Genomic DNA, 21,467 nt, shown 5'->3' on the forward strand with positions numbered 1-21,467 from the left:
CCCTTTTTTAATCGTAATCAAACCTTAAAAGCTATTCTGCGCCCAATCATTGACTGCTTCTAAAACAAACTGCTGGCTCTTATCATTCTTATCACATTTGTAAATTTGAAGGCGCTCACCCTCTTCGGTTGAACTACCCGGTGCGTCTATACAGTAGGTCCAGTTCTTATCGCGAGTCTGAATGATTCCACTTTCCTGGATTTGCCATTTTTCCGAATTGCCGCCGTCACAATCCCACAGGTGCATTTTATCGCCGTTATCAGCAGAGCCAGTGTTGAAGTCAACACAGTATTTATTATTACCCTTGGGACGGAGTTGGCCTTCAGCAGTATAAACAAACTGTTGTTCATTGCTGGAGCCACAGTTGTTCATATTTAGGTTTGAACCATTGCTATAGCCCTGGGAGACGGTCATGCACAAGTCAGCATTTGAGGCAGAACGGATTCTCAAATAGCCGGGAAGACTTCTCCTTACTCCGACAAAAGGAACTGCCATGCCGGTATAATTGGGGGTGGTTGCGACTGTATCAGGATCTATCCCGATTGCAGTGGCACCATGTGCGATTGCTGCAAATATATAGCCGTAGTCGGTATTGCTAAAATCGCCAGAACTATCCCATAGGTGCATTAGCTGTTTGGTTTCAGCGGCTGCGTTGGCTGTTATCTGGTAATGATCGCCAGCCTGGACATTGCCGCAAAATATTCTTTGCGAACTACTGCTGTCTATTGAATCAATGGAGCCGGTAAATTCTTCTGGATCTGCGGTATCTATATCAGGACATAAAAATGCGCTCATCTCGTAGGAGTCTAATGCGGATTCCATTCGATTATTGACGTTGCCTGATTGTCCTCCGGTAAAAATAACGATTACTTTTTTGCCGTTATTTAATAAGTTGCCAACGCTAGGCCATCCCGTACTTTTAAGCGTGGTACGGTAATTTTCTGAGGAAGAAATTTGTTGTAAATATGTAAGCATATCCTGGTAGCTGTACTGGAGGTCGCCCAGCTCTTGTTGGATATACTGGTCAAGCAAATAAATTTCATCTGCATACCAGGCGTTAAACCAATCTAAATTGGTTTTCATATCGATATACAGCATTATTGGCGCTTCAATAGTGTTAATGGAGAGCCAGGATTTGATATCGTCCAGACAGTGTTCCAGATGATCATCGTCTCCGTTGCTATTGCACATGTGATTACCGATGTCGTTTTGTCCATGGGCAACATAGGGCCCATGGCTGCTACCTTGCCAGGCACCGTGATCTACGACATCGATTTCCAGTGATCGAAAGCCTTTGTCGAGCCAGTCAGTCAGTGTTTCACCGTTTTCTAGCCGCTCATAGCTGTTATGGGGCTGTAAGTAATAAAGCTCATCAATACGGCGCTCACTGGTGGCCGCTTCTGCTTGGTAATCGGGCCAGTGAAAAGTCTCAGCTTTACTGATGCTGGGTATAGATATCCAAAGTGATAGACATAGAGCGCCTGTAGAGACTTTGAGGAAGGACATTGGGGTTCCTGTTATCATTTTAATAATATATTTATTATTTGTTATATAAGAAGTGTGTTAATACTTTGTTACCAGAGCTCGATAATTTAAGCCTGTTAATTAACTGTTTTTTTGTCAAACGGCTTGGAGTATATAGATTTTTGTTTAGATTACAGGTAATTGTTCGTGTTCGTAAGTAGGGAAGTGTTTGGAGTTTTTGCGTTGACAGTGAGGGGCTAGGAGAAGAGTACTTTGGGAAAGTACTCTAACATCTAAAGCATATGCTTGTATTTGGCGATGCCCCATCGCACACGATTTATTGCTATTTACGCCCCATTCTCTTATCTATCTGCTTTCTCTCCCAATCTTCACCAAAGAAATTAAATAAATTGAAGGTGCTAATTGCATGGGAGGCGAGCCCTATACCCCAGCCAAATGCCGCCCAGAGTGACCATAAGTATCCGGGGGCGAGTATTAAGTTGGCAATTACTAGTCCCGAGATAACTAATAAATAGGTGATTAGGTGTTGGTAAAAGCTCTTCAGCTTCTTGACATGCTTAATGACTTCTTTTTCTTTGAGGGAGATCTGGTCTTGGGAGTTCATATTGATGACCTCGGCTGATTAGCTACAGCAGTGGGGAATATTATTATTCGAGTTGTTTTCAAGTTTGGATAGAGATATTAACCACAGGCAATGAAATGTGGCAAGTAGTGAAATTTTCGAGTGTATGTAGGATGCCCGATGAGACCAGGCATCCATAAAAGGGTACTACACAATACAGTCTGGTTGTTCTGAAGGGTGGGCTTTAATAAAGGCCGGCAGTTCATTGCAAGCGTCTGTGATTTTCTGGATTTTGGGGTACTGGGTCATATCCAGGCCAAAGCGTTCTGCACTGTATACTTGCGGGAGTAAGCAACACTCGAACAACCCTGGATTGTCTCCAGCGGCGAAAGGCGCGGGTCTTAATTGCTTCTCCATTGCGGAGAAGCCCAGGTGTATCCAGTGCTGAATCCATTGAATTTTTTGCTCATCACTGACTTTGAGTTCAGCCTGGAGGTACTGCAGAACCCTGAGGTTCTGTATAGGTTGAATATCGCTGGCAATACTTTGCGCGAGCGCGCGGATATGTGCGCGGGCTTCAGGAGCTTTTGGAAGTAGCGCTGGTTCTGGATGGGTTTCATCCAGCCATTCCAAAATGGCGAGGGATTGGGTGAGACTGGTTTCGCCATCATTCAGGGTTGGCAGTAGCCCGTGTGGATTCAGCGTGCGGTAGTCGTCTCCGTGCTGATCTCCCTTGAGCAGGTTTACCGGGTGATATTCGTATTCCAGGCCTTTCAAGTTGAGCCCGATACGCACTCGGTAGCTGGCGGATGAGCGAAAGTATCCGTAAAGGTCCATTCTCTTTCCTTTTCTTTGTTTTGGCGTTTGGCTGTTTGAATGTCAGCCTTCTTGGTGTTGTCTGGATGCGCTGTATTCACTTTGGCTTCCAGGAGTTTACATAATCTGTTAGCTCCACGGCATGGGCATCCGGGAGAATATCCCAGGGGGTGCGGCTGTCGATCATTACAGCAACTTCATCGGTTTCCTTGCGCGCATGCCGGGCCCCGGTAGCAAATGCCTTGGGGTGGGGGCCGTGGGTAAATCCCATGGGGTGGAGGGTAAGCATCCCCGGATGAATATTGTCGCGGCTAAAGAAGTCACCACGGTGATAGAAGATGAGTTCATCAAAGTCATCATTGTTGTGAAAGAAGGGGACTTTGAGTGCGCCCGGGTCACTCTCAATCGGGCGAGGTACAAAAGTCGCTACAACAAAACCTTGTGCGACAAAGGTGGTATGAGCCGAAGGGGGTAGGTGGTAGCGGTGGCTCATCAGTGGGCGTATATCGCGCCAGTTGATGCAAACGGCCAGGTTGTCCCCAGTCCAACCACAGGCGTCCAGTGGGTTGAAGGGGTAGGTAATGGTCGACAGCTGTTGCCGGGCCTTAACCACAACCCGCCACTCATCATCGCCCTGTTGATCGAGAAAGGCTTTATCTATACGAGGCACATCCAGCATCGCTTGGTCAAAAATCGCATTGGGGCCAAGGATCCCTTTTTCGGGGAGCTGAAAATGGCTGCCTATCGCCTCCACCATCAATAGTTCCAGTGGCTCATCCTCTGTCGGCGTCAGGCGCCATAAGGTGCCGCGGGGCAGCAGGATATAGTCCCCATCGCGAATAGAGAGATGGCCGAAATCACAGAACAAGTCGCCGCTCCCATTGTGTATAAACAGGAGTTGGTCGCCGTCAGCGTTGCGTACCAGATGATCCATAGGCTCCCGGCAGGTCCAGAGGGCGACCTGGCTATCCTGGTTTCGCAGGATCGGCTTTTGATCCCAGGGGCTTGTTCCATTGTGCTTCATTTGCGTGGCATCAAAAGCGTGGGGACGCAGTGGACCTTCGAACTGGCTCCAGCCGGTGGGGGGATGACGATGGTAGAAGTGGGTGCAGGGCCCAAAAAAACCCTCTTTGCCCATTTCCCTTTCAAAGCTGTTGGGTGGGAAATCTGCATGGGCTTGGCGGCTTGTATTTCCTTCCGTTCGCGGAAAGCTGATCCACTGTTTCATGGCGTGGCCTCGCTTCTGTGCGGATGGTTCGAAGGTGTGGCGAAAAATTGAGCATCTCAGCGCCACTTACACGCAAATTTCTTGCGCCATAGACCCAATTAGTTCGCAAATATGGCGCAAAAAAACCTATACTGTCCGGCCATTTTTTCGTATGGCCCGGTAACTTTTCCAGAAAGTATTTGTGCCGATAGTGGTTACATTTGAAACCAATGTTAGTTAAATTGAGTATCAGGTACAACCGGGACACCCGAGCAGGCAGGTTTGAGGGCAGCTATGACAATCGAACAAAACACGCGACCCACCGTTGTTGAGAACGACGAGCTGCGCCTCGAAAAGTTCTTACCCTACCGCCTCTCGGTACTCTCCAACCGAGTGAGTAATGCTATTGCGCAAGCTTATGGTGCGCGCTTCCACCTCACCATTCCCGCTTGGCGGGTGATGGCAATTCTGGGTCGTTTTCCCGATTTATCTGCCGCCGAGCTGGTTGAGCAGACGGCGATGGACAAGGTCGCAATCAGTCGAGCCGTCTCTTCCCTGTTAAAGAATGACTACATTACACGCAGTGAAGATCCCGGTGACCGGCGCCGGCAAGTGCTGAACCTGTCGGAGCTGGGGCGTGATATTTATGCTCGCATAGTGCCGCTGGCCCATCAGTACGAGAATGACTTGATGGCATCCCTCTCCACTGAGGAGCGGGAACAACTGGATAGCATTATTGATAAGTTAATGGTGCGCGCGAAGGAATGGTCTGAGCGCGGCCTCGTTGATGAATAAATGAGATAACTAAGAGGAGTTTTCAGATGTTTGAGCATTTAAACAGCCTTCCGCCAGATCCGATTTTGGGCCTTTTGGCCAGCTACCGCGCGGATGAAAACCCCAGCAAAATTGATCTCGGTGTGGGCGTCTATAAAGATGAGGCAGGCCATACCGCTGTCTTGCAAGCCGTCAAGGAAGCCGAAACCCGCTTATTACAGGGTGAGGAAACCAAGGCCTATATCGGCCCGGCCGGAACTCCGGGTTTCAACACCGCCATGCAGGAGCTGGTACTGGGTGCCGGGCACCCCGCGTTGGTGGGCGGTCGCGTTCGCTCAGCTCAAACTCCCGGTGGATGTGGTGCTTTAAGAGTTCTGGCGGAATTGATTAATCGCGCCAAAGCTGGGGCAACCGTGTGGGTGAGTGACCCCACTTGGGCTAACCATGTGCCGCTTCTGGGTAATGCGGGCTTGCAAATCAAGAGCTACCCCTACTACGACCGCGCTACCAGCAGTTTGCAGTTCGACAAAATGGTCGAGACCCTGAAAGATGTGGGTGAGGGCGACGTTGTTCTTTTCCACGCCTGCTGTCATAACCCCTGTGGTGCGGATCTGTCCCGTGAGCAGTGGAAAGTGTTGGCGGAGATGGCGCAAAAGCAGGGCTTCACGCCGTTTATCGATATGGCCTATCAGGGCTTTGGCGAGAGCCTGGAAGATGATGCCTACGGCCTGCGCTTGATGGCTGAATCTGTTCCAGAAATGCTGGTTGCAGCTTCCTGCTCGAAAAATTTTGGCCTCTATCGCGAACGTGTCGGCCTGGCTATGGTGATTTATGCGAATGGCGAAGCCGCCGATAAAGGCCATAGCCAGATGCTGAGCGCTATTCGTGGCAACTATTCCATGCCACCTTCCCACGGTGCTGCCATTGTAGAATCTATTCTTACTGATGCGGGACTGAAAGCGAACTGGGAAGCTGAGCTGACCGAAATGCGCGAGCGTATTAACGGTTTGCGTGCTGGATTGGTAGAAGGACTCGCCGCAGCGGGTGCTGCCGGTGAGTTTGGCTTTATCCGCCAGCAGAAAGGGATGTTCTCATTCCTGGGTATCAATCCCGAACAGGTACAACAGCTGCAAAAGGACTATTCCATTTATATGGTGGACTCGAGTCGCATCAGTATTGCCGGCCTGAGTTCCAATAATATGGAATACTTCTGTAAGGCTGTTGCCAGCGTGCTGTAAATTCGGCACATTTGGGGGTGAGCAATATGCTCACCCTTAAGATTTATCCTTTAGAAGTAAGAGTGAAAGATGGAAGTTGAGCTAGGAGTCCCAGTGCCCGAATCCCCCACCCAAATTTGGACCCCCCAGAGCTGGCGAAACTTCACCGCACATCAACAGCCCCAATACACGTCTGCCGAAGATGTTGCCCAGGTGGCTAAACAGCTCTCTGGTCATCCGCCCCTGGTTTTTGCGGCAGAGGCTCGCGAGCTGCGCCGTCAGCTGGCTCAGGTTGCCGAGGGGAAAGCCTTCCTTTTGCAGGGCGGTGATTGTGCTGAATCTTTTGCCGATTTTAATGCAAACCGCATTCGCGATACTTTCAAGGTATTGTTGCAGATGGCTGTCGTGCTCACCTTTGCCGGTAACCTGCCGGTGGTGAAAGTTGCGAGAATGGCCGGCCAATATGCCAAACCCCGTTCAGCAAATACCGAGACAGTGAACGGTGTAGAGCTGCCCAGCTACCGTGGCGATATTATCAACGGCATTGATTTTACCGCTGAAGCGCGCATACCTGACCCTCAGCGGATGGTAACTGCTTATAACCAATCGGCAGCCACCCTGAACCTACTGCGAGCTTTCGCCCAGGGGGGATTGGCTGATCTGCATCAGGTGCACAAATGGAATCTCAGCTTCCTGAAAAATAACCCTCAGCGGGAAAAGTATGCCCAGCTGGCGGAACGCCTTCAGGAAGCTTTAGAGTTTATGGCGGTATGTGGTGTTACCTCAGAGAACTCTCCCGCAATTCGTGAGACTTCACTCTATACCTCTCATGAGGCGCTATTACTTGAATACGAGCAAGCGCTGACAAGAACCGATAGCCTTACTGGCAAATGGTATGACTGCTCCGCACATATGCTGTGGATTGGTGAACGCACTCGGCAACTGGATGGCGCTCATGTGGAGTTTCTCTCCGGCGTTTGCAACCCGATTGGGGTGAAAGTTGGTCCAAAGATGCAACCGGATGAGTTGCTGCGTTTGATCGATAAGCTCAACCCCGAGAACGATGCAGGTCGCCTTACATTGATTACCCGTATGGGCGCCGATACTTTGGGAGAAAAATTGCCTGCATTGGTGCGCGCCATTCAAGCGGAGGGGCGCTCGGTGGTATGGAGTACTGATCCCATGCATGGTAATACTGTTAAAGCGGGTAACGGTTATAAAACTCGCGATTTCGAAAAAATCCTGCGGGAAATTCGCGACTTTTTCTCGGTACACTGGGCCGAGGGAAGCCATCCCGGCGGTATCCACCTGGAAATGACCGGACAGCATGTCACTGAGTGCACCGGTGGAGCTTGGAAAATTTCTGAAGCAGACCTGGCCAGTTGCTACCGCACCCAATGCGATCCGCGGCTGAATGCCGATCAGGTGCTAGAGCTGGCGTTTTGTGTTTCTGAATGGTTGCGCGCTGGACGAATTGCTTGATTTGTAGTTCGCTTTAATCAGATAATCCCGTGTATAAAACCTCTTATATTAAACTTAAGTCTTAGTAAGAGGTTTTTTGTTTTACTTGGGGAATTCTTGATCTCGCTGAATTTATTGTGTTGCCTCCGAATAAGTGTTCCACTTGTAGATACATAGAAAATACTAATTGCCTTTAAAGTCATTTTTGAGTGCTTATGTTGTGGGGAGTATTTGAGGGGGCCTAGCATTATTCCAATTCAGAGGGTCGGGGTTTGTGGGGCGGGTTGTTTTAGATTAACCTTTTAAGGTTGGATAGTGTTGCAGGGAGGGCAATTTTAATAGATTAAACTCTCAGATGTTTACAGGTGGAGTCATGTTGTCCCAGTTGGAGGGGGTGGTGCTTTCTCCTCTGTGTAACAAGCTCCCCGTTGGCTTATTTAATATTTGGTACTAAGTGGAAATTTAATAATTTTACAATGTTAGTTTTGAAGGGAAATCTTTATGTTAAATAGAATGTTATTTTTGATTGTTACCCTCTTCTCTTTATCTGTTTCGGCAGAGGAATATACCTATATCGGTGGGCTTGATGTGGTTCACGTTAATGCCGGTTATTCAGATAGAGATGCATATTTTACAGTAGGTGAAAGTGTTTCCGAAAACCCGGCGGGATGTAGTAATGGTGTTGGAAATGAGGCTGTATTTGCTGTAGATGCCGACCGAAGTGATGTAAATCAAGTAATTTCTCTTTTGCTGTTTGCCTACTCGACAGGAAAGGAAGTAAATATTCAGGTTTGGAATGATAGCTGCTCTAGTGGTTTTCGAGTAATCCGTCGCGTACAAGTTTAAATGTTCGCCCTCCCCTGACTTGAGTGTTGATTCTAGGGTGGGGAGGTTTGTTCGTTTGGCAGAAATCTAGGTGATGGCTGGTATAGCAGTGATTCAAGCGGTAGAGATGATTAGTTTGGTTGTTTAGGTTGATGAAGGTATTTTTAAAGTCAGTCTGATTGAGTGGCCAACATTGGAAAAATGAAATTCGCGCCCAAAATTTCGATGTTAATACTGCTAGTAATTCCGGATAGAAAAGGGTGCTGTTCCGGAGGGGGTAAAAGGAGGGGGTGGGGGCATCTCCTTTTTATGTTGGGGTTGGGTTATCTTCAATAAAATCTATATTGGATTATTGTTGCCATTTATTTTGGCTCTATTGAGCATTTTCTTAGTATCATTTCTAGTTGTATAGGGTGTTGTATTAGCAGCTGTATAACCTATATATATGGACTGCCACAGTGCAGGAGGAAGGAGTTCTTATCGTTGCGGGCTGTGCTTTATTTTTATTGATGAGGGGTTTAGCTCCCATCGGGCACTTTCTATTAAGTTTCCTAACCTTACAGCTCCCTTCACATGCAACCGGCATGACTAAAATTTGATGTAATTAAGTTGTTCTCATACCCAAAGAGACCGCTATACAAGGTAATTGAATAGTATAGAAGTAGTCCTTGATTTATCATGTTCGTTAAAGCAGAGAAATAAGGTGTAATCGATTTCGGTCTTTAAATCTGTATCATGTACCATTTTGCGCTGGCTTGAAGCTTAAGTGACTTGTCAGCAGTGCTAGCTAACCAGCTTGACGCTGGTTGTATAGGGATAAAGCAAAATGACAGATATGGTAAAGGGACATTACTCAGTCAGTCGCAGGAAGTTTTTTGCTGCAAAAATATTGGGCGTATTGTCGGCATTAGTAGCAGTGTTATGGGCACTTACCCAGTATCTATTTCCTGAGCCCATGATTTACCTATACGGCATATGGCGCCCTGAGTATTTTGTAGCCTTTATGGCTATTGTGATTGTGTGCACTTCTCTATCTCTTTGTATTTGGAGCTACTTAAAAAATCGCTACCTATTTGGTGTGGTTGTGGTTTTGGCTTATTCGATCTCTTGTTTTTCATTTTTTATTCTGGGGAAGGAGTATCACAGTCCGGATTTTGTTGCGGGTCTTCCAAAAACGACTTCTGAAGGTGGTGCTGTTTACCTGCAAGGGGTCGAGATTCATCACAATAATTGTGTAAGGCAGGGCGGTACAGTGCAGTGCCGTATGACCGTGACTAATCGGAGAAGTCGGCAAAAAGTAAGGCTTTCCTCCTGGCGCCTGATTATGAAAGATGGCGCTGTCTTCAAGGAGTATGAGGCATTTAGGGGTGGGCAGGAAGTGAGGGGAATGGTATATCTGGAGCTTCCCCGCGGTTCTGAGGCCGAGCTGGAAATCGTGTTTTTTGAAGTCCCTGAGAACTATACTGAAATCTTGAATCTCGGCTTTAAGGCCGGGAGTAAAGAGTTTGGATTTAAAAACATAAATATCAGATAATTTTTTCTAAAAATAGAAAGGTATTGGAATCGGTAGGCTTGAAGCCACAGAAATTTTCCACTTAGGTGTTGTTTGCAGTGTTATCAAGTGTGGATTTGAAACGATATATTCGTGAGTTCTGGTTGTTTGGCTTGAGGCAGGCTTATGCCTGTATTTTCGGTGGCTTCTTGCTGGGAATTATGATTGTCACCAACTATTGGTATCCACTGGAATCGATTCACCGGTATGACTTTATCTTTCTGGCTGCTATAGCCTTTCAGGTCTTTCTTCTAGCTACAAAACTGGAAACATTCAGGGAGTCAATAGTTATTGTCGTATTTCATGTCGTTGCGACCGTCATGGAGATATTTAAGACATCTGACGCTATTGGCTCATGGAGTTACCCGGAAGAGTACTTCTTTGGGATTGGTAATGTGCCACTGTTTACAGGGTTCATGTATAGCGCAGTGGGCAGTTACATTGCTCGAGTGTGGCGAATTTTTGAATTTGAATATTCTCACTATCCATCGAAATTGCTGACAGTTGTTCTGGTTGTGTTTATCTATGTCAACTTCTTTACACATCACTATATCTGGGATTTCCGCTGGGCGTTACTAGCGGGAACAGTGTTATTGTTTTATCGAACCAATATTTACTTTAAGGTCGTTGAAAAGCATCGCTCTATGCCGCTTCTTTTGGGGTGGTTGCTGGTAGCACTGTTTATTTGGTTTGCTGAAAATATTGCTACTTTTGCAAATATATGGATTTACCCTAATCAATCCCATGAATGGCAAATGGTATCTCTGGCGAAGCTCAGTTCATGGTATCTACTGATGCTGCTGAGTTTTGTACTGGTCTCACTGATTAATAACGTGAAGATCCGCTCCGAGACTGCTGGTGCTCCGAGTACGGAAAGCAGGTCGCCCGCTTAAGGCGACCTAGCTGCTTGCTCCTTAAAGGTTAGGGCATTGTGGGGTAATCGGTATATCCGTTTGCGCCACCGGTATAGAAGGTGTTTGGGTCTGCTTCATTTAAGCTCGCATCGGCTTTAAAACGCTTTAGCAGGTCCGGGTTCGCCAGGAATGGAACGCCGAAGGCAACCGCATCTACTTGCTGCTGCCCAATGGCTGTATTGGCCTCATCTCGCCCGTACCCCATATTGCCAATCAGATTGCCCTGATACAGTTCCCTTGCTGGAGTCAATACATCTCCGAGTTGCTCGCCGAGGAAGTCGGCTCGCATCAAGTGCCAGTAGGCCAAATTATATTCATTCAATTTTGATGCAAACCAGCGAGTGTGTCCCTCAGGATCGCTATCGCGCATGCTGTTGAATCCGTTTAGGGGAGAAGTTCGCAATCCAACTTTGCCGGAGCCCCAAACTTCGATAACGGCCTCCAGAACTTCAAACAGCAAGCGTGCACGATTCTCTAAAGACCCACCGTACTCGTCTGTTCTAAGGTTTGAGCCATCCCGCAAAAAACTGTCCAAGAGATAGCCGTTTGCACCATGAACCTCAACTCCATCGAAGCCAGCATCTCTAGCATTGATTGCTCCCTGTTTAAAAGCCGCGATAATTCCTGGGATCTCCACAGTTTCAAGGGATCTTGGGGTGGTGTAAGGTTTTTTTCCGTTCGGTGTGTGAACCGTATCGTCAATGGCGATTGGGCTGGCTGCAACCGGCGTTGTGCCATTATTCAAATCGGGGTGACTGGCTCGCCCACCGTGCCAAAGTTGCAGGAATATCTTGCCGCCTCTCTCGTGAATGGCGTCAGTCACTTGTCTCCAGCCTTCGATCTGTTCCTGGGAGTAGATACCTGGCTCAGAAATAAAGGCTGAAGTTCCCTCTGCCACCATAGTTGCCTCGGCAATAATCAGGCCGGCGCCAGCCCTCTGTGCATAGTACTCAGCCATTAAAGGGGTAGGTACGTGGTTTTCAGCTCTTGCGCGGGTCAGGGGGGCCATCACCGCACGGTTGGCAAGCTTCACATCACCTAATTGAATACCTGTAAACAGATCCTGTGTCGCAGTCATCTTGTGTGCCTCAATGTTGTCACGAAAAGCAGTTGTCTATCGATGGCGCACAGACTAAGCTCACAGCTTATTGGAAACAATAAGGTGTTTTGAAATTGATTGTTCGCGATTTGGAAACTATAGACTTTCGAACTTTATCGATCTTTGTGACCACTTGCAGACTGCTGAGTCTCACCCAGTGTGCCGAGGAGCTGGGGCTGCCCAAATCTACAGTGAGCAAAGCCATTTCGAAGCTGGAAGAGCAACTGCAAGCCAAGCTGCTGGAGCGCTCTACACGGAAAATTGAGATTACTGATGCGGGTAGGGTTACCCTTCGCCGGGCCTCTTTACTGGTGGAGGAGTTTAAATCCTTGCGCGAGGATGTGCGGGAGATAGAGCAGCAAGTACAGGGGTTGCTGCGTGTATCGGCCCCCCCGGCCATGGGGAGCTACCTGGCCCAGTATATTTTCCCTCCATTTCTCCAGCAGTGGCCGAAAGCCCAAATCTCGCTGGAGCTATCCAACACTTTTGATGACCTGTTTATTCAGGGTATAGACCTGGCAATTCGTGTCGGGCAGATCGCCGATGACCGTTTGGTGGCGAAAGAAATCGGGTATACGACTCAGGTTCTGGTAGCCAGTCCGGACTATTTAAGGGAGTACGGAATACCTGAGTCACCCCAGGAGCTCAGGCAGCACAATTGTATTACAGCCGGGACTTCCCCTGAGTCTGCTTTTTGGACTCTGGTATCCGAAAACAAAACGGAATCTATCGAAGTGCGAAGTAACTTCCATTGTGGCAATCCAGAAACGGCAATAAGGGCTGCTGCTGGCGGGGTGGGAATAGCTCAAATTCCGGTTAACAGCATGATCTGCGAGTTGGAGAAGCAGGAGTTAATACGAATATTTCCCGAATGGCACGCGATATTTATGCCAATTTATGTAGTCTATCGGCCCGGAGTCAATAAGCCCAAGAGAGTCTCGGTACTGTTGGAGTATTTAAATGAAATTAAAGGCCGGTTTGAGTTCGGTCCTGATCACCAGCTGTGCCAATATGAAACCTGCCCGTTGACTACTGGGAATTTGTAGATTTTAGGTAGGGGCAATAATCTGGAGGTGCCGTTCTCACTAAATAGAGACCTGATCACGGATTGAAAACTTTGAAATACAGTAGTTGCTTTAGCGGTTAGACCATAAAATCTTAGGTTTTACTTTTCCAATAGGGTGCTTTACGACATGATTTCTCATATAACATTAGGTACAAATAACTTGCCCAGGGCGGGGCTGTTTTATTGCAAGATTTTAGCCCCTATTGCTGCAGAGGAAGTTTATCACTCTGATACAGTTATTTTCTGGCAGTTTAAAGGCTCCTCCACAAAACTTGCTGTTACTGCTCCCTATGATGAAAAGCCGGCGAGTATTGGTAACGGTACAATGTTAGCCCTTAACGTTGGCAGTATTGATAAAGTCGATAAGATTTTTTCTATAGCGCTTGGACTTGGAGGGACATCTGAAGGTGATCCAGGCTATAGGAATTCGGAATCTTTTTATGGGGCCTATTTTAGGGATTTGGATGGAAATAAAATAGCCGTATTTACTCGTTAGAAGGAGTTAAAGTGAGAAAATTGGTAAGTTCCGGTTCATACCTTGAGAATCCCATAGGATTTTCAAGAGCCTGTAGGATCGGGGGGCAAATCGCTATATCGGGGACCGCTCCTATATCAGAGGGCAAAACTGCCTTTATCGGTGATGTTTATGGCCAGACCAAACTCTGCTTGGATATTGCTGTCACTGCTCTGAAGGAGGCTGGTGGACTTCTGCCTGACGTTATTAGAACCCGGATTATGTTAGTTGATATAAAGCGCTGGGAAGATGCGGCCAGGGCACATGGGGAACTGTTTTCAGATATTCGCCCTGCCTGTACTTTTGTGGAGGTTAAGGGGTTTATTGACTCTAATTGGTTAGTGGAGATTGAGATGGATGCCGTTGTCTCTGGAAGTTAATTTGAAAAGGGGGGTAATGCCGACCTGAAATAGTAGCATTGGCAGTAAAGGGGGGCGGGGTTATTGCCTTAGTTTAAAGGCTAATAACCCCGGCAGACGTAACTTAGGGTTTATTCAAGGCAGCTTGGCTCCGCGGATGAGAAGGTGTTGCCTGACCAAAGGTTATTGTTAACGCTACAATCCTCACTCTCAAAAAGATCTTCAAGGTCGAATAAGCCGTTTCCTGTGGCAGTGTTAAAGACAATGTTATTGCCAATGGCGTTAACACCGATAACTAATATACCGTAAGCTCCATTGTCACTACTGGTATTTTGACTGATGCCATTGTTGGATGCGGAAAATTCTAATGAAATTCCAGAAGATCCATTTTCTACTGTTGTGTTATTCGAAACGGTGCATGAGCTTCCTTCAATTTCAATACCTGTATTGTCATTGTCTTGTACAATGTTCGAGACAAAGATTGAAAAATCCCCATCTAATTCGACTCCATCACCGTCGGACCCAGTAATAGTATTGCCGATTATTGTATTGGAAGTGCCGTCAACTTCCATGCCCTCGTCACCGGATAACTCAATGATGTTTTGGGAAATAAAATTAAGGTTACCATTGATATCGATTCCATCATCTGAGTCATTCCCGTCACCAAGTGTATAATTGCCTGTGACGATATTGCTATCACTGCTTACAACAATGGCATCGTCCAGTGGAAGCAATGCATTTATGCCATATACAGTGTGCCCACCCGCCTCTAAGAGTAAAACTGCGTCATTGCAACCATTTACTGTTCCGGTGGATAATTCAGCTGATGTGCCTATAAGCACGATTCCATTGCCTGCATCTGATCCTAAGCAAGTCAAGGAATGTCCATTCATATACAGACTTCCAGTTGGCCCCTGAATTGTTAAGGCAGGAGCATCCGTAAACTCACAAACTAGATCCTCGGTTAGGGTGGCGGGTTCGGTAATGACATCTCCGCAATCTACGGCATTGACCGTTAATGATAGGGAGACACCTAAAGTAAATAGAGTCATGGAAAGGGTTTTAGGGTATTGGATAGGGTAGAACATGGGTAACTCCTTTTAACAGCTATAAGAAGTGTAGATATTAATACGGTGATATACTTTAATGAGGCAGTATTAGCTGTCTATATCTTTTATAGCGCTACGGAGTTTTTGGTGGTTTTTGCGTGTGTCTGGGGCCTGTGTGTAATTATCAGAAAATTATATAAAGCTCCTCATTTTTCTGGTTTACATAATCAAGACAGTAGGAGTTAGATATTGTGAATATATTGTTTTCTATGATTTGTTTGAAGTGAAAACTGGATTATCTACACTGAAATATAATCCGTTAATACTACCATTGGTTAGTTGAGCGCCCCTATTATCTCTATTTCTATACCGAGTTCGCTAGTGTTGTACATGGGGTTGTAGACATTAATATATAAATCTTATGCCAGAATAAGATCTGCGGACTCACTATGCTAGAACCTGATCGAAAGTGGTAGGTAGGGTTATCCGTTGTTGCCTGTGTTAATTAACATGTAGAGGATTGCGGTATATTTTCCTAGTTGATATTGTCGTGTGTTTAAGGGTGACCCTCTTTTTGAAATTAAAAGAGGGTCGTTTGTACATTTAAATTCTCAATTAATGATTTTTTTCTGGCCATATGCTTATATGGTCTTAAATTATCAATTCAATCGAGGCAGCCCGGGTCAGAAGTTGTGAATGTATTGTTTATCCAGGTATTGCTGCTTATGCAAGCAAAGTTTTCTGGATCATATAAGTCGTAGGTATGGCCCTTGGAGAAGTTGCCAGAAATCGTATTGTCGGTGGGCATACTGTCCGCAATATATATCCCATAAGTGCCATTATCAACAACGTTATTATTGGCAATATTATTGAATTCGCCCTGTAGTATCTGGATTCCCGCAAAATCATTATCTGTAATCTTATTTTGCGCGATAGTGCCGTAGCTACCAGCAACTGAAATACCTTGGTAACCATTGAAGTTGGATGTGTTGTGGGTTACACGTGAAAAAATACCGCCAGCTACAATTCCATCGGTTGCACAAAAATAGACCTCGTTAAAATAAACATGATTGTAGGCTCCTGTAATTTCGATGCCAGGATTGTCAGTATTTCCAACAAAATTGTTGTTGACGAGATTGTTGTTACCCTGGATTAGGATACCTTCATCCACAACCCCACTACCTCCAGTGATTGTCATGCTGCTGACTACATTGAAATTGCTTTTGACATAAACAGCATTATTACCAGAATCAGTGATAGTGACACCTGTAACATAATGGCCACCATCACCTACAACAGTCACAGCGTCGCCGCAACCGATTACGCTACCCCCGCTAAGCCGGGCACCACTTTCCAGTAAAATAATACCTGTGCCAAATTTATTGGTGGAACAGGTCAAACTGTAATCTCCCATTGAAAGGCTGCCAGATGGCCCTTCAATTGCTATTGCGACAGAAAATTCATCAGCAATAGTGCACACTAAATCACTATCGAGGGTGGTCGGAGTGGTTATTACGTCACCGCAGCTAACCGCCTGAGCTTGTGAGCCTGTGGCGACACCCATTGATAAAACCGCAAGAGCTGCGCTAAGTGGTAAAATGTATTTCTTTTGCATGAGTCTATCTCTACCTTTAATCAGTTGGGCGAATATATGAATAAAAAGCCAGGTTTTCTGGGTTGATATTTGCGTCTGAAGAGGAGCGCCTGCTTTTTGTTTAAATATTGCCCGATTTATCTTGATTAGATAAATATTGTTTTGAGGTTTTGATAGTATTTTTTAATGGAAATAATTATAAAAAATCGGATAAGTTAAGCGCCGTTGCTTGGCGTCTATAGATTTATTTCCGAAATGCATTGATACGTATGGCAAATATTCTGATGTTTTTATCGGTTGTCGCTAATTACATTTCTCTGCAGGGGAATATTTCCGGTAGTCAAGGGGTTTATATTGAGGTGACTGTTTTTAATGGGGGAAAGTTTATCTAATTATAAATGGGAACAGGTTTCCCTAAATATATTTAAAGGTGTTTGTTTGTGTTTGTGTTTGGTTTAGGGGCGGTTTTATTGGTCGCTAATTGTCTTAAATGAAACTTGGTTTCCTGCTGGGGGCTCCTCTGATTTAAAGCATCAGTTTTAGGTGCGAGGTAATACTCTTTAGTTTTTAAAAAGGCAAACAAGGATGTGGAGCTGCAATAGCTTGTTGCCGAAGGCTTTGTTTCTGTTGGGGTTAAGTGAGCTTCTGATGGTGATGGAAGTAAGCTGACTATGACCGGGTAGGCGATATGGGCCGAATTTTTTGATTTGGTTCCTTCAGAAGGGACCATTGAGTAGGAGAGGTGTGGGACGCCTAGACCATATGGTCAAAGCTGAAGGAAGTCGTCGTGTATTTCCTTCACTCTGTCGCAGCCTTGGCTGAGAATGGCGGTAGTATTGGCGGGCATAGGCCAACTGGGGTTAAACTCCCGCTCTTAAAACTATTACAAAGCTCTATCCTAGAGGAGATACCGATGCGTCAAACAATGATCGCACTATCCGTGGCCGCAGCTCTTGCGGTAGTGGGCGGTTGTGGTGAAAAGACACAACAGGCTGAGGTGGTCAAAGATACCGTGAATGCCGAGAAGTCCATGACAGTTAGTCCGGAGCACGCCAGCAACCTGCTATTGGCGGAGTGGACAGGTCCTTTTGGTGGTGTTCCTGCGTTTGACAAGATGAATCTTGAAGATCTCAAGCCCGCAATTGAGAAGGGTATTGAGATGAATCTGGCGGAGCTGGACGCCATCGCCGCCGATCCTGCCAAGCCTACTTTCGCCAATACTTTTGTTCCGATGGAGCGCAGTGGTGCAGAGTTGGGTCGTGCATCTTCTTATTATGGAATCTGGGCCGGCAATATGTCCTCCCCGGAATTCCGTAAGGTCCAGCGTGAACTGGCACCTCTGTGGGCTGACTACGAGTCCAAAATTTACCAGAACAAGGCCCTCTTTAAGCGCATCAAGTCTATCTATGATCAGCGTGAGTCGATGGATCTGGACGCTGAGCAGAAGCGCGTAGTCGAGTTGGTATATACCCAGTTCGCAACCAATGGCGCCACCCTGGAAGGGGAAAAGAAAGAGCGCTATGCAGAAATCAACAAGCGCTTGGCGGAGCTCTATACAAAGTTCTCCAACAATGTACTGGCTGATGAGGAAGGTTACGATATCTTCCTGACAAAAGATCAGTTGGGCGGCCTACCGGATTCCTTTGTCGCCGCAGCGGCAGCAATGGCGGAAGAGAAGGGCGAAAAAGGTAAGTACGCGATTACCAATACCCGTTCCTCCATGGATCCCTTCCTGACTTACTCTGACAATCGCGAGTTGCGTAAGCAGATTTGGACCAATTACTACAGTCGTGGTGATAATGGTGATGAGCGCGATAACAACGCCATTATCGCTGAAATCCTGAAGCTGCGCGATGAGCGTGTCGGCCTACAAGGCTTTGACAACTACGCTCAGTGGCGCTTGCGCGATCGTATGGCCAAATCACCTGAGCGTGCCATGGAGTTGATGGAAGCGGTATGGCCGGCTGCAGTTGGTCGCGTGAAGGAAGAAGTGGCTGATATGCAGGCTGTGGCTGATGCTGAAAAAGCCAATATCACTATTGAGCCCTGGGACTACCGCTACTACGCAGAAAAAGTTCGCAAGGCCAAGTACGACCTGAACTCCGATGAAGTTAAACAGTACTTGCAGCTGGATAACCTGCGTGAAGCCATGTTCTATGTGGCTGGAGAGCTGTTCAATTTTGAGTTCACTCCAGTGAAGGAAGGCTCAGTACCGGTATTCCATGAAGATGTTAAGGTCTGGGAAGTTACCGATAAGACGAGCGGCGACCATATCGGCCTCTGGTACCTGGACCCATTTGCTCGCGCGGGTAAGCGTTCTGGAGCCTGGGCAACCATGTACCGCGACCACTCCACTTTCGATGGTAAGAAGAACGTTCTCTCTTCCAACAACTCCAACTTTATCAAGGGCGCTCCCGGTGAGCCTGTACTGGTAAGTTGGGATGATGCAGAGACTTTCTTCCACGAGTTTGGTCATGCGCTGCACTTCCTCGCGTCCAACGTTACTTACCCGACCTTAAATGGCGGTGTGCGTGACTACACTGAGTTTCAGTCTCAGCTGCTGGAGCGCTGGTTGTCTACCGATGCGGTAATCGATAACTATCTGGTGCACTACAAAACTGGTGAGCCGATCCCTGCGGATCTGGTGAAAAAGATCAAGAAAGCAGCCAAGTTCAACTCAGGCTTTAGCACTACTGAGTACCTGGCATCTGCACTGGTGGATATGAAGTTCCACACTGCTGACCCTGAAGGTATCGATCCAGACAAGTTTGAGCGTGAAACTTTGAAGAAGCTGGGTATGCCGGATGAACTGGTGATGCGTCACCGCTCTCCTCATTTTGGTCATATCTTCTCCGGTGAAGGCTATGCGGCCAGCTACTACGGCTACATGTGGGCCGACGTACTGACCTCCGATGCCTCTGAGGCTTTCGCCGAGTCCAAAGGCGGCTTCTACGATAAGGAAGTGGCGGCGAGACTGGTGAAATACTTGTTCGCTCCTCGTAATGCGCTGGACCCGGCAGACGCTTACCGCTCTTTCCGTGGTCGCGATGCTAATATCGAAGCATTAATGCGCGATCGTGGCTTCCCGATCCCTGAAAAGAAAGCGAGCACGGTAGCTGTTAAGGACTAATTTGCAATAGTCCCCGTGACAAAAAAGCCGCATCCTTCGATGCGGCTTTTTTTATTGATTTAACTTGGTCTGTGAGTATTTCAGCTGGTTTCTGATCTCACCCTCTGTGAAGTTCTTTTACTTGTTTAGCCGCAGGCGCTAATTAACTTAGCTGGAAACATAAACACCTTGAATATATTCCTGATGTATAACTTAATAAATGGCTTTCAGAATTGGAGGGTTTCTTGATAAGAGTTAGTGTATAGCTGGTGCCCAAATAGGGTTTGGGATACTGGGGGGATCTGATGATAAAAGTTGGCTGTGGGGGTGAAAATAAGCCATTATTTAGCTAACCCGAAACCTTAATACGGTTTTCAATTTTTCCGGTGCAACTTTTCTTGTGTCTGAAAGATAAATTTCCTTGTGTACCTTGGATAGGCGATTTAAGCCCTGATCTTTAGCAAAGGCTTCCATTTTCTCAAAGCTGATAGGCTCATCCTCAAATCTCCCTAAGTGGAGCATTTGTACACACTTCCCCTCTAAAATAGTCTCAAAGTTAACTTGATTCAGTAGTGGATTTGGTTTTTTGTTCTTAATGTAGTTAAGTATTTCCTTGAAAAAGGGTAGCTCGACAAAATCAGGCTGACGTATCATCAGCTTATAGATTAAATCTTCTTTTTTGATCTCCCCAGAATAACTCTCTTTGGCTTTTTCATTGATGTCCCAGACTCCCTCTAATGGGTAGACTGTAAAATCAAAGTACCCCCTCGGCTTCTCATCCATTTTTTTGGGAAGCATCTTGATAGTATAAGCCAGGGAATATAGAGCGCCGATACAGTTTGTGAATGTCTCCTCGGCAGGGCTGCTCTCTCCATGAATAGTAATGTAATTGAGTTTGGGGATGTCGATAACTTCAGGTAGAGTTTTAGGGAGATAGAGGGATTTTTCTTTTTTTCGCCATTCATGTTTTACTGGCATAGTATTCCCTTGGTTCTTTCTAGGTCGCTTTAAGTTTACTGTTTATAAATACAGTATTTAAGGTGGGTGGTTTAATGTTGATGTTTGGCAGGTCAAGTTAGATTAGGCGAAAGGAAATTTTCACTTATAACTGAATGGCTTTATGACGACTTTGATCCCGGCGCGTTGGGTGATGATTGAGCGATGATTAATAGGTACAAGCCTGCCATTTTGGGTAGGCACTATGCCGCAGACAGTTTTATTGTCGTCTAATTGTAAGATCTAGTGAGAGTCGCAACATATCTTTGTGTTGGACCCCGTCTTCAACAATGGGTTGATCATAGTTGTGCAAAAAATAATCTTTAATAACAGAGTCAACCCTGAAACCATGGCGTTGATAAAAGGTTAACTGGTAACCGAATGTACCAGTGCCCAGCTCTATTCGGTGAATCCCTTTGGTGGTGAGCTCTGAAAGAGAGAACTTTAACAGTTTTGATCCAATCCCTTGCTGCCGCACCTCAGGAGAAACTGAGATATTGAAAATCTCAGCGATTGCGGTATCAATTTCTTTTACTACGCATATACCTTCCACAGCGCCAGCATCAATTGCTGCGAAACACCAGGATTCAGGTAAATAGCTGTCTATTTTCTTCTTTGAGGGATCTGCTTCGAGTAGAAGATACAAAGGTGCGTCGCTTACGGGTATTTGGATGTATTTCATAGCGCGGTCTATTTGGTTTCTATTTGAGGCATTAACCTATATGCGCTTTATCAATAAAGTTTTCTTGTATTCACAAAAAGTAGTATAGCAATACCGCAATACAAGGCTCTTGGTGAATTATGGGGCGGTCGTTGTTTCTGCGAATACCGATTTTCGCCGGTATTCGCGGTTTGAAGTGCGGGAAAA

At 46.4% G+C, this 21,467-nt stretch carries 19 protein-coding genes; 10 read left to right on the forward strand and 9 right to left on the reverse strand.

All coding sequences use genetic code 11. The features are described from left to right. Positions 1-24 precede the first annotated feature (24 nt). The 4 genes from ACJJIN_RS02645 to ACJJIN_RS02660 form a co-directional block, all read right to left on the reverse strand. A complete protein-coding gene (locus ACJJIN_RS02645; RefSeq protein WP_444896757.1) occupies positions 25-1,506 on the reverse strand; it encodes a ricin-type beta-trefoil lectin domain protein in 1,482 nt (493 codons plus the stop codon). 301 nt (positions 1,507-1,807) lie between these two features. Then, complete coding sequence (locus ACJJIN_RS02650; protein ID WP_444896758.1) at positions 1,808-2,089, reverse strand: 2TM domain-containing protein; 282 nt, start codon at positions 2,087-2,089, stop codon at positions 1,808-1,810. A 165-nt stretch (positions 2,090-2,254) separates the two neighbouring features. Further along, positions 2,255-2,884, reverse strand: coding sequence for a maleylacetoacetate isomerase (gene maiA / locus ACJJIN_RS02655; protein ID WP_444896759.1), 630 nt, complete (start codon positions 2,882-2,884; stop codon positions 2,255-2,257). A gap of 76 nt (positions 2,885-2,960) precedes the next feature. Beyond that, positions 2,961-4,091, reverse strand: coding sequence for a homogentisate 1,2-dioxygenase (locus tag ACJJIN_RS02660; RefSeq protein ID WP_444896760.1), 1,131 nt, complete (start codon positions 4,089-4,091; stop codon positions 2,961-2,963). Between the two features lie 273 nt (positions 4,092-4,364). Between ACJJIN_RS02660 and ACJJIN_RS02665 the strand changes: the two genes are divergently transcribed. The 6 genes from ACJJIN_RS02665 to ACJJIN_RS02690 all read left to right on the forward strand — a co-directional run bounded on the left by ACJJIN_RS02665 (position 4,365) and on the right by ACJJIN_RS02690 (position 10,792). Beyond that, on the forward strand, positions 4,365-4,865 hold the full coding sequence (locus ACJJIN_RS02665) for a MarR family winged helix-turn-helix transcriptional regulator (RefSeq protein ID WP_282933355.1): 501 nt from the start codon (positions 4,365-4,367) through the stop codon (positions 4,863-4,865). Positions 4,866-4,891: 26 nt separating this feature from the next. Then, positions 4,892-6,082, forward strand: a complete 1,191-nt coding sequence (locus ACJJIN_RS02670; RefSeq protein ID WP_444896761.1) for an amino acid aminotransferase — start codon at positions 4,892-4,894, stop codon at positions 6,080-6,082. A gap of 69 nt (positions 6,083-6,151) precedes the next feature. Further along, on the forward strand, positions 6,152-7,543 hold the full coding sequence (locus ACJJIN_RS02675; RefSeq protein WP_444896762.1) for a class II 3-deoxy-7-phosphoheptulonate synthase: 1,392 nt from the start codon (positions 6,152-6,154) through the stop codon (positions 7,541-7,543). Between the two features lie 480 nt (positions 7,544-8,023). Further along, positions 8,024-8,368, forward strand: coding sequence for a hypothetical protein (locus ACJJIN_RS02680; protein WP_444896763.1), 345 nt, complete (start codon positions 8,024-8,026; stop codon positions 8,366-8,368). 805 nt (positions 8,369-9,173) lie between these two features. Beyond that, positions 9,174-9,881 (forward strand): hypothetical protein, encoded by a 708-nt coding sequence (locus ACJJIN_RS02685; RefSeq protein WP_444896764.1) that lies wholly within the window; start codon positions 9,174-9,176, stop codon positions 9,879-9,881. Positions 9,882-9,976: 95 nt separating this feature from the next. Further along, positions 9,977-10,792 (forward strand): DUF817 domain-containing protein, encoded by an 816-nt coding sequence (locus ACJJIN_RS02690; protein WP_413665245.1) that lies wholly within the window; start codon positions 9,977-9,979, stop codon positions 10,790-10,792. Between the two features lie 28 nt (positions 10,793-10,820). On the opposite strand, the gene ACJJIN_RS02695 is transcribed toward ACJJIN_RS02690, so the two are convergent. Beyond that, positions 10,821-11,891, reverse strand: a complete 1,071-nt coding sequence (locus ACJJIN_RS02695) for an alkene reductase (protein ID WP_444896765.1) — start codon at positions 11,889-11,891, stop codon at positions 10,821-10,823. A 95-nt stretch (positions 11,892-11,986) separates the two neighbouring features. On the opposite strand from ACJJIN_RS02695, the gene ACJJIN_RS02700 reads away from it, so the two are divergent. From ACJJIN_RS02700 to ACJJIN_RS02710, 3 genes are all read left to right on the forward strand, one after another. Then, entirely contained in the window at positions 11,987-12,958 is a 972-nt protein-coding gene (locus ACJJIN_RS02700; RefSeq protein ID WP_444896766.1) for a LysR family transcriptional regulator, read from the forward strand. A 147-nt stretch (positions 12,959-13,105) separates the two neighbouring features. Beyond that, on the forward strand, positions 13,106-13,474 hold the full coding sequence (locus ACJJIN_RS02705) for a VOC family protein (RefSeq protein ID WP_444896767.1): 369 nt from the start codon (positions 13,106-13,108) through the stop codon (positions 13,472-13,474). Positions 13,475-13,485: 11 nt separating this feature from the next. Further along, entirely contained in the window at positions 13,486-13,872 is a 387-nt protein-coding gene (locus tag ACJJIN_RS02710; RefSeq protein ID WP_444896768.1) for a RidA family protein, read from the forward strand. Between the two features lie 110 nt (positions 13,873-13,982). Here ACJJIN_RS02710 and ACJJIN_RS02715 read toward each other — a convergent pair whose 3' ends face one another. Together ACJJIN_RS02715 and ACJJIN_RS02720 are read right to left on the reverse strand one after the other, a co-directional pair. Next, positions 13,983-14,939 (reverse strand): right-handed parallel beta-helix repeat-containing protein, encoded by a 957-nt coding sequence (locus ACJJIN_RS02715; protein WP_444896769.1) that lies wholly within the window; start codon positions 14,937-14,939, stop codon positions 13,983-13,985. 625 nt (positions 14,940-15,564) lie between these two features. Beyond that, positions 15,565-16,515, reverse strand: coding sequence for a right-handed parallel beta-helix repeat-containing protein (locus ACJJIN_RS02720; protein WP_444896770.1), 951 nt, complete (start codon positions 16,513-16,515; stop codon positions 15,565-15,567). Positions 16,516-17,407: 892 nt separating this feature from the next. Here ACJJIN_RS02720 and ACJJIN_RS02725 point away from each other — a divergent pair. Next, positions 17,408-19,624 (forward strand): M3 family metallopeptidase, encoded by a 2,217-nt coding sequence (locus ACJJIN_RS02725; protein ID WP_444896771.1) that lies wholly within the window; start codon positions 17,408-17,410, stop codon positions 19,622-19,624. Positions 19,625-19,948: 324 nt separating this feature from the next. Here ACJJIN_RS02725 and ACJJIN_RS02730 read toward each other — a convergent pair whose 3' ends face one another. After that, positions 19,949-20,581 carry a GyrI-like domain-containing protein gene (locus ACJJIN_RS02730; protein ID WP_444896772.1) on the reverse strand — a complete coding sequence of 211 codons (633 nt, stop codon included), beginning with the start codon at positions 20,579-20,581 and terminating at the stop codon, positions 19,949-19,951. Positions 20,582-20,819: 238 nt separating this feature from the next. Beyond that, positions 20,820-21,281, reverse strand: coding sequence for a GNAT family N-acetyltransferase (locus ACJJIN_RS02735; RefSeq protein WP_444896773.1), 462 nt, complete (start codon positions 21,279-21,281; stop codon positions 20,820-20,822). Positions 21,282-21,467: the final 186 nt, after the last annotated feature.

The organism is Microbulbifer maximicatervae (SeqCode), assembly GCF_052467505.1.

Excerpts from the sequence above, each read along its gene's own strand:
- ACJJIN_RS02645 (WP_444896757.1), bottom strand. The coding sequence starts at position 1,506 with ATGTCCTTCCTCAAAGTCTCTACAGGCGCTCTATGTCTATCACTTTGG.
- ACJJIN_RS02650 (WP_444896758.1), bottom strand. The coding sequence starts at position 2,089 with ATGAACTCCCAAGACCAGATCTCCCTCAAAGAAAAAGAAGTCATTAAG.
- maiA (WP_444896759.1), bottom strand. The coding sequence starts at position 2,884 with ATGGACCTTTACGGATACTTTCGCTCATCCGCCAGCTACCGAGTGCGT.
- ACJJIN_RS02660 (WP_444896760.1), bottom strand. The coding sequence starts at position 4,091 with ATGAAACAGTGGATCAGCTTTCCGCGAACGGAAGGAAATACAAGCCGC.
- ACJJIN_RS02665 (WP_282933355.1), top strand. The coding sequence starts at position 4,365 with ATGACAATCGAACAAAACACGCGACCCACCGTTGTTGAGAACGACGAG.
- ACJJIN_RS02670 (WP_444896761.1), top strand. The coding sequence starts at position 4,892 with ATGTTTGAGCATTTAAACAGCCTTCCGCCAGATCCGATTTTGGGCCTT.
- ACJJIN_RS02675 (WP_444896762.1), top strand. The coding sequence starts at position 6,152 with ATGGAAGTTGAGCTAGGAGTCCCAGTGCCCGAATCCCCCACCCAAATT.
- ACJJIN_RS02680 (WP_444896763.1), top strand. The coding sequence starts at position 8,024 with ATGTTAAATAGAATGTTATTTTTGATTGTTACCCTCTTCTCTTTATCT.
- ACJJIN_RS02685 (WP_444896764.1), top strand. The coding sequence starts at position 9,174 with ATGACAGATATGGTAAAGGGACATTACTCAGTCAGTCGCAGGAAGTTT.
- ACJJIN_RS02695 (WP_444896765.1), bottom strand. The coding sequence starts at position 11,891 with ATGACTGCGACACAGGATCTGTTTACAGGTATTCAATTAGGTGATGTG.
- ACJJIN_RS02705 (WP_444896767.1), top strand. The coding sequence starts at position 13,106 with ATGATTTCTCATATAACATTAGGTACAAATAACTTGCCCAGGGCGGGG.
- ACJJIN_RS02715 (WP_444896769.1), bottom strand. The coding sequence starts at position 14,939 with ATGTTCTACCCTATCCAATACCCTAAAACCCTTTCCATGACTCTATTT.
- ACJJIN_RS02720 (WP_444896770.1), bottom strand. The coding sequence starts at position 16,515 with ATGCAAAAGAAATACATTTTACCACTTAGCGCAGCTCTTGCGGTTTTA.
- ACJJIN_RS02725 (WP_444896771.1), top strand. The coding sequence starts at position 17,408 with ATGCGTCAAACAATGATCGCACTATCCGTGGCCGCAGCTCTTGCGGTA.
- ACJJIN_RS02730 (WP_444896772.1), bottom strand. The coding sequence starts at position 20,581 with ATGCCAGTAAAACATGAATGGCGAAAAAAAGAAAAATCCCTCTATCTC.
- ACJJIN_RS02735 (WP_444896773.1), bottom strand. The coding sequence starts at position 21,281 with ATGAAATACATCCAAATACCCGTAAGCGACGCACCTTTGTATCTTCTA.